The organism is Streptomyces sp. NPDC020898 (assembly GCF_044333925.1).
Taxonomy (GTDB): domain Bacteria; phylum Actinomycetota; class Actinomycetes; order Streptomycetales; family Streptomycetaceae; genus Streptomyces.
Genome location: NZ_JBIRRV010000004.1, coordinates 338,582 through 351,985 on the forward strand (window position 1 = coordinate 338,582; position 13,404 = coordinate 351,985).

Genomic DNA, 13,404 nt, shown 5'->3' on the forward strand with positions numbered 1-13,404 from the left:
TCATGTGACCAGTGACAAGTGACAAGCGGTCAGCCGAAGATGCCGCCGTTGTCGTTGTCGCCATTGCCTCCGTTGTTGTTGCCGCCCCCGAAGTCGACGCTCTGGAGCGTGATCTGCGTGTTCCCCGGATCGTCGACCTCGTTGCCCTGGCCAGGGTCCTGGCCGGTGACGAAGGCGGTGTCGCTCTGGCTGCTGCCGTTGCTGAACTGGATGTTGTTGAAGCCGGCTGCTTGCAGGATCTGCCGGGCCTCTCCCACGGTCTTTCCGACGACGTTCGGGACCTGGGTCTTCTGCTGCTCGGCCTTCTTGCCGATCTGGATGTTCACCGTGGAGCCCGGGTCGGCCTCGGTGTTGGCCTGAGGTGTGGTCGAGATGACCTTGCCGACCTGGTTGTCGTCCTCGGTGTCGATCTCCGTGCACTCGCCGACGAGACCGTTGTCCTGCATCTGCTGCTTGGCGGTGTCACAGTCCTGGCCGATGACCGTCGGGACCGTCGACTTCTCCTCTTCCTTGGCGATGACGAGGGTGATCGTCGATCCCTTCTCCACCTCCTGGCCGGAAGCCGGGTCCTGCTCCAGGACGCTGTTCGGGTCCTCCGAAGACTCCCGTGTCTCGGTCTTGATCGTGAACTTGTAGTCGTCGCCCTCGAGCTTCGCCGTTGCCTCGTCGAGGCTCAGGTTGATCACGCTAGGCACCGCCACCTTCGGCGCCCCGGTGGACACCACCAGCGCGATGGTGTCGTTCTTCTTCACATCGGCACCGGCCGCGGGCGCCTGGGAGCAGATGTTGCCCTTGGGCTCGTCCTCGCAGGCCTTCTCGGTGAACGTCAGTTTCAGGTCGGAGTTCACCGCGGCCTTCTCCGCGTCGCTCTTGGTCTGGCTGACGAAGTTGGGGTTCTTGAAGGCGCTGTCGTTCACCGCCTGCCCGTCGAACACCCACTTGCCGATCAGGATCGCGCCGACCAGCACCAGTACGCCCGCCACGGCCAGCAGGATCGTCGAGGTGTTCGACTTCTTGGGCTGGCGGCGCCGGGATCGGTCGTCGTAGCCGAAGCCGCCGTCGTCCGGGCCCATCGGGGGGAGCATGGTGGTCGCGCCGGCGTCGGAGCGCAGGGCGGTGGTCGCCTGGTCGTCGGGGTAGCCGTAGCCGCCGTATCCGCCGGCCGAGCTCATGGCGGCGGTGGCCGCGACGGGCTGGCCGTCGAGGCAGGCCTCGATGTCGGCGCGCATCTCGTCGGCGGACTGGTAGCGGTAGTCCGGGTCCTTGACCAGGGCCTTCAGGACGATGGCGTCCATCTCGGGCGTGATCTCGGGGTCGAACACCGACGGGGGCTGCGGTTCCTCCCGTACGTGCTGGTACGCGACCGCGACCGGGGAGTCCCCGATGAACGGCGGGCGGACCGTCAGGAGCTCGTACAGCAGGCAGCCCGACGAGTACAGGTCGGACCTGGCGTCCACCTGCTCGCCCTTCGCCTGTTCCGGCGACAGGTACTGGGCTGTTCCTATGACCGCCGACGTCTGCGTCATCGTCATGCCGGAGTCGCCCATCGCGCGGGCGATGCCGAAGTCCATGACCTTGACCTGGCCGTTGCGCGTGAGCATCACGTTGGCCGGCTTGATGTCGCGGTGGACGATGCCGCTTCTGTGGGAGTACTCCAGTGCCTGGAGGATCCCGATGGTCATCTCCAGCGTCCGCTCGGGCAGCAGCTTGCGGCCCGAGTGGAGGAGTTCGCGGAGCGTTGAGCCGTCCACGTACTCCATGACGATGTACGGGATGGACGTCCCGTCGATGTAGTCCTCGCCGGTGTCGTACACGGCGACGATCGCGGGATGGTTGAGCGAGGCGGCCGACTGGGCCTCCCGGCGGAACCGGGCCTGGAAGGAAGGGTCGCGCGCGAGGTCGGCGCGCAACGTCTTCACTGCCACGGTGCGGCCCAGGCGGGTGTCATGTGCGAGGTATACCTCCGCCATGCCACCACGGCCGAGCACGTGACCCAGCTCGTACCGGCCGCCGAGGCGACGCGGCTCTTCCATAGCTTCCTACCAGCCCTCTCCGTCGGTCCCGACCGCACCTGTGTGTGGTCCGGCTGTGCCGTCCGGGCATACGGTACCCGGGTTCATTTGTGTGACCTGGCCAAGCCCGTCAGCCGATACCGGACCGGTATCGCAACGTGCACCGATGTGAAGGGGACGTGACGGGGCTCTCACTGCTTGCTCTGGATGACCGCCTCCATCACGCTCTTGGCGATGGGAGCGGCGAGGCCGCCGCCCGAGATGTTGTCGCGGATGGCGCCCTCGTCCTCGACCACGACCGCGACGGCGACCGGTGAGCTGCCGTCGGCGAGTCTGGCGTACGAGATGAACCAGGCGTACGGCTTCTCGCTGTTGTCGACGCCGTGCTGGGCGGTGCCGGTCTTGCCGCCGACGGTCACGCCGCTGATCTGCGCCTTCTTGCCGGTGCCGTCCTTGACGACCGTCTCCATCATGGACTGGAGGGTCTGGGCGTTCTTGGAGGACAGGGGCTGGCTCATCTCCTCCGGCTCGGTCTGTTCGAGCACGTCGAGGTTGGGGGCCTGGAGCCTGTCGACCATGTACGGCTTCATCAGCTTGCCGTCGTTGGCGATCGCGGAGACGACCATGGCCATCTGCAGGGGGGTCGTCGCGGTCTCGAACTGGCCGATCGAGCTGAGCGCGGTCTGCGGCCTGTCCATCGTCTCGGGGAAGTTGGAGGCGGCGGAGCGGACCGGGATGAACTGCTCGGAGTTGAAGCCGAACTTCTTGGCCTCTTCGAGCATCTTGTCCTTGCCGACGTCGACACCCATCTTGCCGAAGACGGTGTTGCAGGACCACTGGAGTGCGACGCGCATGGTCGCGTTCTCGCAGGGGATGGACCCCTCGTTCTTCAGCTCGGTCGTGGTGTCCGGCAGCGTGTAGGGGAGCGGCGACTTCGTCTTTTCGTCGGCATCCGTGTACACGCCGTTCTCGAGGGCGGCGGCTGCCGTGACGACCTTGAAGGTGGAGCCGGGCGGGTAGATGTCGCGCAGCGCCCGGTTGAGCATGGGCTCGTTGGGATCGGCCTTCTTCTGGAGCTTCTGCCAGGCCTCCGAGTCCTTGTCCGAGTTCCCGGCGAACACGGAGGGGTCGTATGAGGGGAAGGAGGCCAGTGCCAGGATCGCGCCGGTGGACGGGTCGATCGCGGCCACCGCGCCCTTGCCGCGGCCCTTGAGGCCGTCGTATGCGGCCTTCTGGGCGGCGGCGTTGAGGGTGGTGACGACGTTGCCGCCCTGCTTCTTCTTGCCCGTGATCATGTCCAGGGTGTTGCGGAAGAAAAGCCGGTCGTCGTTGCCGGTGAGGATGCCGTCGTCGATGGACTCCAGCTGCGTGGCGCCGAAGGCCTGCGAGGCGTAGCCGGTGACGGGGGCCCACATGGGGCCGTCCTTGTAGGTGCGCTTGTACTCGAAGTCGGTGCTGTTGGACGTGGTGGAGCCGGTGATCGACTCGCCGTCGACGATGATGTTGCCGCGGGGTGTGGCGTAGCGCTCGATGGCGACGCGGCGGTTGTACTTGTCGTCCTTGAGGGCGTCCGCCCGCACGTACTGGAGCCAGTTGTCGCGGACGAGCAGGGCGAGCACGAGGAGCCCGCAGAAGATCGCGATCCGGCGCAGGGGCTTGTTCACGGGCGGACCACCTGGGTCATCTCGGCGTCGGGGTTGGGGGCCGGGGCGGGGGCCGGGCGGCGTGCGGTGTCGCTGATTCTGAGCAGGATGCCGATGAGGGCCCAGTTGGCGATGACGGAGGAACCGCCGTACGCGAGGAAGGGCATCGTCATACCGGTCAGCGGGATCAGGCCCATGACGCCGCCGGCGACGACGAAGACCTGGAGGGCGAAGGCGCCGGACAGGCCGATCGCGAGGAGCTTGCCGAAGGGGTCGCGGGCGGCGAGGGCGGTACGGACGCCGCGTTCCACGATCAGCCCGTAGATGAGCAGGATCGCCATGACGCCGGCCAGGCCGAGTTCCTCGCCGAAGGTGGCGAGGATGAAGTCGGAGTTGGCGGCGAAGCCGATGAGGTCGGAGTTGCCCTGGCCGAGGCCGGTGCCGAGGGTGCCGCCGGAACCGAAGGCCCACAGGGCCTGCATGGACTGCTCGGTGTGGCCCTGGATGCCCTTCTGGCTGAGGAGGTATTCGTTCAGGGGGTCGAGCCAGGCCTCGACGCGCTGCTGGACGTGCGACTCGAAGCTGGCGACGCCGACCGCGCCGCCCGCCGACATCAGCAGACCGAAGACGATCCAGCTGGTCCGCTCGGTGGCGACGTACAGCATGATGATGAACATTCCGAAGAACAGCAGCGACGTTCCGAGGTCGGTCTCGAAGACCAGGATGAGGATCGACATCACCCAGACGACGAGGATCGGTCCGAGGTCGCGGCCGCGGGGCAGGTACAGGCCCAGGAAGCGGCGGCTGGCGAGGGCGAGCGCGTCGCGCTTCACCATCAGGTAGCCGGCGAAGAAGATCGCGAGGGCGATCTTCGCGAACTCGCCGGGCTGGACGCTGCCCAGGCCGGGGATCTTGATCCAGATCTTGGCGCCGAAGTTGTCGAAGCCGAGGCCCGGGACGAGCGGCAGGACCAGCAGGACGAGCGCGCCGGCCATGGAGATGTAGGTGTAGCGCTGCAGGATGCGGTGGTCCTTGAGGAAGACCAGCACGGCGACGAACAGGGCCACGCCCAGTGCGGAGTACAGCAGTTGGCGGGGGGCCGCCTCGACGTAGATGCTGAGCCGCTGGAGCCGCTTGGACTGGTCCAGCCGCCAGATGGCGACCAGGCCGATGCCGTTGAGCAGTGTGGCCAGGGGGAGCAGCAGGGGGTCGGCGTACGGGGCGAACTTGCGTACGACGAGGTGGCCGACGCCGGCGATCAGGCCGAGGCCGAGGCCGTAGCTGAGAAGGCCGGCGGGGATCTTGTCGTCGATGGCCAGGCCCACGTTGATGTAGGCGAAGACCGGGATGACGACGGCGAACACCAGCAGTGCCAGTTCGGTGTTGCGTCGGCTCGGAGTGCCGATCGCGCCGATCGTGGACGTGTGGTGTGCCGAGGTGTTCGTTGCACTGCTCATCGTATGAAGTGGCCCCTCACGGCTTGCCTACTGCTTACCGCACTGCGAGACCAGCTTCTGCTCTTCCTCAGAGAGGCTGGGGCCGGGTGTGGGACTGGGTGCGGTGGTGGACGGGGACGCCGATCCGGACGGCGTCGGGGTCGGCGTTGCCTTGGACGCGGCGGCGGTACGGGTGGTTCCCGTGGTGCCGCCGGCCTCGCCCTCGCCGGTCTGGGCGTTGTTCGCGTTGTCGGCCGCGCGCCGTGCTTCCTGCTTCTTGCATGCGGAGGCCTGGGTGGCCAGTTCGGAGATCTTCGACTGGGCGTCCTTGAGGCCGCCCTCCGTGATCGTGGCCTTGACCTGCTTCTGCTGGTACGCCGGCAGGTACTTGAGTTCGATCTCGGGGTGGTCCTTCTCGACCTTCGAGAGCGAGACCCAGGCCAGGTCCTGGCTGATGCCGCGGTACAGCGCGACGTGCTCGTCGTTGGAGCCGACGTAGTACTGCGTCTGCGTCCAGCGGTAGCCGCCGTACAGACCCCCGCCGATGACGGCGAGGGTGAGGGCGATGTAGAGGGATCTCTTGAACCACTTGCGGCCGGCGCTGGGTTTGACGAAGTCCTCGTCGGTGTAGCCGCCGAAGCTGCCGGTCTGGATGTAGTCGGTGGTGTCGCCGGAGCCGGGCGGGCCGAACTCGCCGCCCCCGCCGTGCGCGGGCCGCTGCCGGCCGAGGCCTGAGGCGCGTCCGGCGGGCGTCTGCATGGCCCCGCCGTCGTGCAGGTTGTGCTGGTTGTGCTGGTTCTCGGCGACCGCGCCGACCACGACGGGTACGTCGGACAGCTGTCCGGCGAGGGTGTCCCCGGTGTCGAGGTCCAGGACGTCGGCGACGATCACGGTGATGTTGTCGGGGCCGCCGCCGCGCAGCGCCAGCTCGATGAGCTGCTGGACGGTCTCCTGGGGGCCCTGGTAGCTGGCGAGGGTGTCCTCCATGGTCTGGTGGGACACGACGCCGCTCAGCCCGTCGGAGCAGATCAAGTACCGGTCGCCGGCCCGGACTTCACGGATCGACAGATCGGGTTCGACGTGGTCGCCACTGCCCAGTGCGCGCATCAGCAGGGAGCGCTGCGGGTGGGTGGTGGCCTCCTCCTCGGTGATCCGGCCCTCGTCGACGAGCCGCTGCACCCAGGTGTGGTCCTGCGTGATCTGCGTGAGGACGCCGTCCCGGAGGAGGTACGCACGAGAGTCGCCCACGTGTACGAGGCCGAGGCGCTGGCCCGTCCACAGGAGGGCGGTGAGCGTGGTGCCCATGCCCTCCAGCTGCGGGTCCTCCTCGACCATCATCCGGAGCTGGTCGTTGGCCCGCTGCACGGCGGTGCCGAGCGAGGTCAGGATGTCGGAGCCGGGAACGTCGTCGTCGAGGGCGACGATCGTGGAGATCACCTCGGAGGAGGCGACCTCACCGGCCGCCTGGCCGCCCATGCCGTCGGCGATCGCGAGGAGACGGGGACCGGCGTAACCGGAGTCCTCGTTCCCTTCACGGATCATGCCTTTGTGCGATCCGGCGGCGAAGCGCAGTGACAGACTCATGCGCACCTCGCCCGTCGGCTCCGGGTACATCCGCACGGTGCCCACCCTCCGGTCGGGAGCGCGCCGGGGCCCTTCGCGTGGACCGCCGCTGCGTGCTCGCTCCGCTGCCACTCAATCATGATGTAGCACTACTTCCGCAGCTCGATGACCGTCTTGCCGATGCGGATCGGCGCGCCCAGCGGAATCGGTGTGGGAGTCGTGAGCCGGGTCCGGTCGAGATAGGTGCCGTTGGTGGACCCGAGGTCCTCGACGATCCACTGGCCGTCCCGGTCCGGGTAGATCCTGGCATGCCTGCTGGAGGCGTAGTCGTCGTCCAGCACGATGGTCGAGTCGTGGGCCCGGCCGAGCGTGACCGTCTGCCCCTGGAGCGCGACGGTGGTGCCCGTCAGTGTGCCCTCGGAGACGACCAGCTTGCTGGGGGCGCCACGGCGTTGCCTGCCGCCGCCGGAAGACGGCTGCTGCTGGCGCTGCTGCGGGGGCGCGGCGGTCTGTCGGGCGGCCGCCTGCTGCTGGCGGCCGCTGTCACGCCTCGACCCGCGCTGGGTGACACGCGTACCGAACAGATCGCTGCGGATGACCTGCACGGCCACGATCACGAACAGCCACAGTACGGCCAGGAAACCCAGCCGCATGACCGTGAGGGTCAGCTCTGACATTGCCCCCGCTTCACCCTTCGGCTTGCCGGTAAATGATGGTGGTGCTGCCCACGACGATCCGCGAGCCGTCGCGGAGCGTAGCGCGGGTGGTGTGTGTCCCGTCCACCACGATGCCGTTGGTGGACCCGAGATCCTGGATCGTCGGGGGCGTTCCGGGCCGGATCTCACAGTGCCGGCGCGAGACGCCGGGGTCGTCGATCCGCACGTCGGCCTCGGTGCTGCGGCCCAGCACCAGGGTCGGGCGGGAGATCTGGTGGCGGGCACCGTTGATCTCGACCCAGCACCGCATCCGGCTCGCGCCGGCCGCCGTCGGCCGCTGCCCCATGGGCGGACCCGCCGGGGCGGCGCCGGGGCGCCCGCCGGGCGGCGGTGCGGCCGGCATGGGGGGCGCGGCGGCGGGCGGATAGCCGTATCCGCCGCCGGGCCGGCCCGCGGGCGGTGCCGCGGGAACGGCGGCGCCGGGGCCGCCGGGTGCCTGCTGGTTGGTGGAGGAGGCGAGCGTACGGCTGCGGACCCGGTACAGACCGGTGTCCAGGTCGTCGGCCTTCTCCAGGTGCACCTTGATGTTGCCCATGAAGGTGTACCGCTGCTGCTTGGCGTAGTCCCGCACCATCCCGGCGAGCTCGTCGCCGAGCTGCCCGGAGTAGGGGCTGAGGCGCTCGAAGTCCCCTGTGCTCAGTTCCACGATGAAGTCGTTGGGTACGACGGTCCGGTCGCGGTTCCAGATGGTGGCGTTGTTGTCGCACTCGCGTTGCAGCGCACCCGCGATCTCCACGGGCTGGACCTCGGACTTGAACACTTTGGCGAAGGTGCCGTTGACCAGACCTTCGAGACGCTGCTCGAACTTCTTCAGGACTCCCATGGGGCACCTCCTCCTGGTTGCTGCTCTGTCTGAGCCGTACTTGGTACTGCTTACTGATCGTATCCACGCGCCGGGAAATCGGCTGGTTCCCCCTGTCGGCGCGATCGACGGGTGTCGACGCCTGACGAAGTTCCCTGTGAAGCTCCTCTTCGAACTCCCCGGCCGTACTCAGATCGTAGAGGCGGCGCCAAACCAGTGTCCCGCACCTGACTGTGCACCTTGCCCGCCTCTTGAGGAGATGGGCTGGACCGGTACGAGGTTGATACGTGAACCGGTCGACGTTGATACGTAGCCGGAGGCCGTCCGGCTCGGTCCGCAGAGGAGCCGAGAGGGCTGCGGGGCGGGAACCTTCGCAGGTGGGCCGCCCTCGGGCGGCGGAGGGAAAGGGATGTGAACCCACCACCTCCAGCGTGCTAATCTTCTCGATGTCGGAAGGCCCCAGCACCGCTTGGAGCGGGACCCGAGGGCACACCGAATGCGCGAGTGGCGGAATGGCAGACGCGCTGGATTCAGGTTCCAGTGCCCGCAAGGGCGTGGGGGTTCAACTCCCCCCTCGCGCACAAAGAAGAACCGATGGAACGGGTCTTCACCAGTGACGAAAGTCATGGTGAGGGCCCGTTTCTCGTTGTTGCGGCTGACTCCGGTCGGGACGGTGAGGTATCTCACGGTCGGGGGGTGGCTTTTGTGCCTGGTGGGGCGCGTGCTCTTCGGGTTCCTGATCGCGTGCGGACAGTCCCGGTTGTCCTGACGTGACGTCGTGGGGATCAGGTCAACGGGTGCTGCTGCGCGGGGCGTTGTCATCCTCGTCCGAGACCTTCTCGAGCCACTCGGTCTCGGGGGTGTCGTCGCCGGTGCCCAGGTCGAGTCCCAGTGCTCCGACCTGACGATGCCGTTCCCGTGAGGGGTCCGTTCTGGGTTATCCACAGGGTCTGACGGGATGTGGCGGGCGGCTGTACGGTCATCGCGAGTTGATGTTGCCAGTGGTGAGCGGAGCGGGGGAGGCGGTCGCGATGACCGAGGTCGGTGCGGAGTCGGCGGGGACCGGGGCGGTGCGGAGCCGGTCGCGGGAGCTTCCCCAGGTGCGCGGGTTCGCCCAGCGGCAGGCGGAGGGCTCGCCCAAGGAGGAGGGGAAGGCGCTGCGGCGGCAGGTCCCGCGCAGTGCGCACGCCTCCTTCGACAGCGGCGCGGACGGCTCCCGGCCGGACGCGGAGACGGCGGTCCGGGAGTCCAACCGGGGCCGTATCCCCGGGCTGACCCCGATCAGGGTGGGCAGGATGGCGGCCACCCCCTTCGCCTTCCTGCGCGGTTCGGCGGGTCTGATGGCGTACGACCTCGCCCGTACCCCCATGACCAGGATCCGCGCCCAGATCTGCGGCGACGCCCACGCGGGCAACTTCGGCCTGTACGGCGACGCGCGCGGCGGTCTGGTCATGGATCTGAACGACTTCGACGAGACGGTCCAGGGGCCCTGGGAGTGGGACCTCAAGCGGCTCGCCGCGTCGCTCGTGCTCGCGGGCCGGGAGGCGGGCGCGGACGAGGACACCTGCCGCAGGGCGGCGCACGGCGCGGTCGGCGCGTACCGCCGTGCGATGCGGCTCCTCGCGAAGCTGTCGGTGCTGGACGCGTGGAACGCCATCGCGGACGAGGAGCTCGTCTCCTACACGGACGCGCACGACTTGATCGGCACGCTGGAGCGGGTCTCCGAGAAGGCGCGGGGCAACACCAGCGGGCGCTTCGCGGCCAGGTCGACGGAGGCCACGGAGGACGGTGGGCGGCGCTTCGTGGAGGCTCCGCCGGTGCTGCGTCAGGTGCCGGACGCGGAGGCCGCGGCGGTGGCGGCGTCCCTGGAGCAGTACGTGACCACGCTCTCGGAGGACCGCCTCCCGTTGCTGGCCCGTCACTCGGTGCACGACGTGGCGTTCCGCATCGTCGGCACGGGCAGTGTCGGCGCGCGGTCGTACGTCGTCCTGCTCCTGGACCACCGCGGCGAACCTCTCGTCCTCCAGGTGAAGGAGGCCCGCCCCTCGGTGCTGGTCCCGCACCTGGCCACCGCCGGCTTCGACCCGGTGGAGGCGACGGACCCGGCGGGTGCCTCGGGTGCGGCGCACGAGGGGCGTCGGGTCGTGCTCGGGCAGAAGCGGATGCAGGTCGTCAGCGACAGCCTGCTCGGCTGGACCACGGTCGACGGACTGCCGTTCCAGGTACGGCAGTTCCGCAACCGCAAGGGCAGCGTCGACCCGGCCGCCCTCTCCGCCGACCAGATCGACGACTACGGCCGGATGACGGGCGCCCTGCTGGCCCGCGCTCACTCCCACAGCGCCGACCCGCGCCTGATCGCCGCCTACTGCGGCAAGAGCGACGAACTGGACGAGGCGATGGCGACGTTCGCCACGGCCTACGCCGACCGAACGGAGGCGGATCACGCGGATCTGGTGGAGGCGGTGCGCGCGGGGAGGGTCGCCGCGGAGATGGGAGTGTGAGGGCTGCGGCGCGGACGGGGCCGTGACGTCTGCGGGGTCTGTCCGGTGGCCATGGGTGGACGGGTGAACCGTGGCCTACGCTGGGCGGGTGACGACCCCGGAAGCTGACCAGTCCTCGTCCGTGCCCGAAGCAGAAGGGCCGCGGGAGCGCCTTGGCGCGCAGGCGCCCTCCGGCACGGCCGGACAGGGCGCCGCCGACGGGGCCGGTGACGGGAGCGCCCAGGCAGGTCAGGACGGTCAGGCCGAGGGTGCGGCTGAGGAGGATCGGCCCGAGGCGCGGCTGGAGCGGGCCGTGCGGGTCGCCGAGCAGGCGCTCATCGAGTACGAGATCGCGGTGGAGACCTTCCGTATCGAGGTCGAGAACTTCTCCCGGCTGCACCACCAGAAACTCGGCCCGATGTACGCCCGCCTCGACGAGCTGGACGCGCAGATCGCCGAGGCGAAGGCCGTGCGCACCGGCGACCCCGAGGACGTACGCCAGGCGCAGGAGGCCAGGGCGCGGGTCATGCCGATGCCCGGGGTCGAGGAGCTGTTCCACGGCTGGATGGACGCGGAGGGCCTGTTCCCGGAGGCCGCGGCGATGCTGACCGAGCAGCCGGTGCAGCCCCCGCAGCGGGTGCGCCCGAGCGACGAGGCCCGCAAGCTCTTCCGTGAGCTGGTCCGCAAGGCCCACCCGGACCTGGCGCAGGACGATGTCGAACGGGCGCGGCGCGACGAGTTCATCTCCCGGGTCAACGCCGCCTACAGCAGGGGCGACGAACCGTTGCTGCGGGAGCTGGCCGAGGAGTGGGCGGCGGGCCCGGCGCCTGTCGAGTGGCGGCCGACCCGTAGCGAGGAGCTCTACGTTCGCCTCGAATGGCTTGCCCAGCGAAAGGAACTGCTCACGCTGGTCGCCCGTGAGCTGGAGGAGGGCGCGATCGGCGCGATGCTGAAGCTCGCTCCGGACGACCCCGACCGCCTCCTGGAGGAGATCGCCGAACAGCTCCTCGCCCAGGTCGCGCAGCGCGAGACGGAACTCGCGGAGCTGCACGGGCACTGACCTGGGTATCGTCGGGCACATGAGTTACGGATCTGGTGTGCCCACGGTCGAGGTCGCGGACCTCAAGGACGGCGACTTCCTCCTGGACGTCCGCGAGAACGACGAGTGGCAGGCGGGCCACGCCGAGGGGGCGTTGCACATCCCCATCAGCGAATTCGTCGCCCGCTACGGCGAGTTGACCCAGGCGGCACCGCAGGACGGCCGGGTCAACGTGATCTGCCGCTCCGGCGGGCGTTCGGCCCAGGTCACCAACTACCTGGTCCAGCAGGGCATCGACGCCGTGAACGTCGACGGCGGCATGCAGGTGTGGGAGGCGGCGGGCCGCCCGGTCGTGGACGACACGGGCGCGCCGGGCTTCGTCGCCTGAACCCCCGTACGGTCCTGCCCCCGCTCTCAGCCCAGCTGGTGTGCCGCGAGCAGGTCGCCCAGCATCTCCTCGTGTGCCGCCGCCGGGCCGAGCGACAGCTCCAGGTACTTGGCCCAGGCGTGGTACCGGTGCAGCGGATAGTCGGTGTCGGCGCCGAACCCTCCGTGCAGATGCTGCGCGGTCTGCGCCACACGTCGTACCCCCTCCGCGGCCCAGATCTTCGCGACGGCGACATCTCCGGAGACGGGCAGCGCACCCCCGGCCCCCGAGCCGATCCGCCACGCCGCCTGCCACAGCGTGGCCTCCATCGCGCGCAGGTCGATGTACCGGTCGGCGGCCTGCACGGCGACAGCCTGGAACGTCGCCAGCGGATGCCCGAACTGCTCCCGCTTTCCGGTGTAGTCGCTGGTCATGTCCAGCACCGCCGTACCCAGCCCGAGCGCCAGCGCGCACGTCCCGACGGTCAGCAGATCGCGCAGCCACGGCCAGGCACCGTCGGCGTCGAGGACGTACCGCCCCCGCACCCGCGCCGACTCCAGGCGCAGTTCGCCGAGCCGCTCGCCGGTGGTGGATATCTGCTCGGTGAGGACGACGCCTTCGTGGACGCGGGGAACGAGGGCGAGAACGGTCCGGTCGGCGCTCGTGCGCGCGGGTACGAGGACGAAGTCGGCGTTGTGCGCCCACGGCACCGCCGTCTGCACTCCGTCGAGCAGCCAGAGGTCACCGTCCCGCTGCGCGGTCACGGCGAGTTCGGCGGGGTCGTGGCCCGTGCGGCCGTGCGCGGCGACGGTGAGCACCAGCTCGCCGGCCCCGGCCCGGCCGAGCACCTCACCCCGCAACTCCTTGTCCCCGTACGCCTGTACGGCCGCCGCGGCCGCGCAGCTCTCCAGCAGCGGCACCCGGGCCAGCACCTTCGCGGACTCGCGCAGCACGAGGCACAGGGCGATGGCATCGAGGCCGGCCCCGCCGAACTCCTCGTCGAGCAGCAGGCTCAGCAGATCCGCACCGGCGAGCTTCCCCCACAGCACCCGGTCGAAGTCGTCCGCGACGGCACCCGCGACGAGCGACGGACTGGGCACCCCGTCCGGCACGACCCCGCCGAACACCGCCCGAGCCGCCTCGACCGCCGCCTGCTGCTCCTCACTGAACCTGAAGTCCACGGTGCTGTCCTCTCGGCCGGGGGCGGGTTGCCTGACGGGGCGTCAAGATAGAACAGGTTCTAGAAGAAGGGAACGGGTGGCTCTGATCGGCGCCCCACGTCCGGTCACCGACCGATCGTTCGGTACGGCTGATTCGATGATCCAGCGGTGGGCCGTAGGGTGTCA

General features: G+C 69.3%; 10 protein-coding genes and 1 tRNA gene. 4 read left to right on the forward strand and 7 right to left on the reverse strand.

Features of this window, described 5'->3' with window-relative positions:
* Window positions 1–29: 29 nt before the first annotated feature.
* The 6 genes from pknB to ACH4TV_RS15980 all read right to left on the reverse strand — a co-directional run bounded on the left by pknB (window position 30) and on the right by ACH4TV_RS15980 (window position 8,193).
* On the reverse strand, window positions 30–2,033 hold the full coding sequence (gene pknB / locus ACH4TV_RS15955) for a Stk1 family PASTA domain-containing Ser/Thr kinase (RefSeq protein WP_398398322.1): 2,004 nt from the start codon (window positions 2,031–2,033) through the stop codon (window positions 30–32).
* 170 nt (window positions 2,034–2,203) lie between these two features.
* Window positions 2,204–3,676, reverse strand: a complete 1,473-nt coding sequence (locus tag ACH4TV_RS15960; protein ID WP_398398324.1) for a peptidoglycan D,D-transpeptidase FtsI family protein — start codon at window positions 3,674–3,676, stop codon at window positions 2,204–2,206.
* Window positions 3,673–5,112, reverse strand: a complete 1,440-nt coding sequence (locus ACH4TV_RS15965; RefSeq protein ID WP_398398326.1) for an FtsW/RodA/SpoVE family cell cycle protein — start codon at window positions 5,110–5,112, stop codon at window positions 3,673–3,675. The genes ACH4TV_RS15960 and ACH4TV_RS15965 overlap by 4 nt, the downstream gene beginning before the upstream one ends.
* Window positions 5,113–5,139: 27 nt before the next feature.
* Window positions 5,140–6,675 (reverse strand): Stp1/IreP family PP2C-type Ser/Thr phosphatase, encoded by a 1,536-nt coding sequence (locus ACH4TV_RS15970; RefSeq protein WP_398398328.1) that lies wholly within the window; start codon window positions 6,673–6,675, stop codon window positions 5,140–5,142.
* Between the two features lie 128 nt (window positions 6,676–6,803).
* Window positions 6,804–7,331, reverse strand: a complete 528-nt coding sequence (locus tag ACH4TV_RS15975; RefSeq protein ID WP_398398330.1) for an FHA domain-containing protein — start codon at window positions 7,329–7,331, stop codon at window positions 6,804–6,806.
* Between the two features lie 10 nt (window positions 7,332–7,341).
* A complete protein-coding gene (locus ACH4TV_RS15980; protein WP_398398332.1) occupies window positions 7,342–8,193 on the reverse strand; it encodes an FhaA domain-containing protein in 852 nt (283 codons plus the stop codon).
* A 477-nt stretch (window positions 8,194–8,670) separates the two neighbouring features.
* Between ACH4TV_RS15980 and ACH4TV_RS15985 the strand changes: the two genes are divergently transcribed.
* From ACH4TV_RS15985 to ACH4TV_RS16000, 4 genes are all read left to right on the forward strand, one after another.
* Window positions 8,671–8,753: transfer RNA gene (locus ACH4TV_RS15985), tRNA-Leu, on the forward strand.
* A gap of 450 nt (window positions 8,754–9,203) precedes the next feature.
* On the forward strand, window positions 9,204–10,673 hold the full coding sequence (locus ACH4TV_RS15990; RefSeq protein ID WP_398398334.1) for a DUF2252 domain-containing protein: 1,470 nt from the start codon (window positions 9,204–9,206) through the stop codon (window positions 10,671–10,673).
* 88 nt (window positions 10,674–10,761) lie between these two features.
* Window positions 10,762–11,712 (forward strand): hypothetical protein, encoded by a 951-nt coding sequence (locus tag ACH4TV_RS15995; RefSeq protein ID WP_398398336.1) that lies wholly within the window; start codon window positions 10,762–10,764, stop codon window positions 11,710–11,712.
* 37 nt (window positions 11,713–11,749) lie between these two features.
* Window positions 11,750–12,079 carry a rhodanese-like domain-containing protein gene (locus ACH4TV_RS16000; RefSeq protein ID WP_398398830.1) on the forward strand — a complete coding sequence of 110 codons (330 nt, stop codon included), beginning with the start codon at window positions 11,750–11,752 and terminating at the stop codon, window positions 12,077–12,079.
* A gap of 26 nt (window positions 12,080–12,105) precedes the next feature.
* Here ACH4TV_RS16000 and ACH4TV_RS16005 read toward each other — a convergent pair whose 3' ends face one another.
* Complete coding sequence (locus ACH4TV_RS16005; RefSeq protein ID WP_398398338.1) at window positions 12,106–13,239, reverse strand: acyl-CoA dehydrogenase family protein; 1,134 nt, start codon at window positions 13,237–13,239, stop codon at window positions 12,106–12,108.
* Window positions 13,240–13,404: the final 165 nt, after the last annotated feature.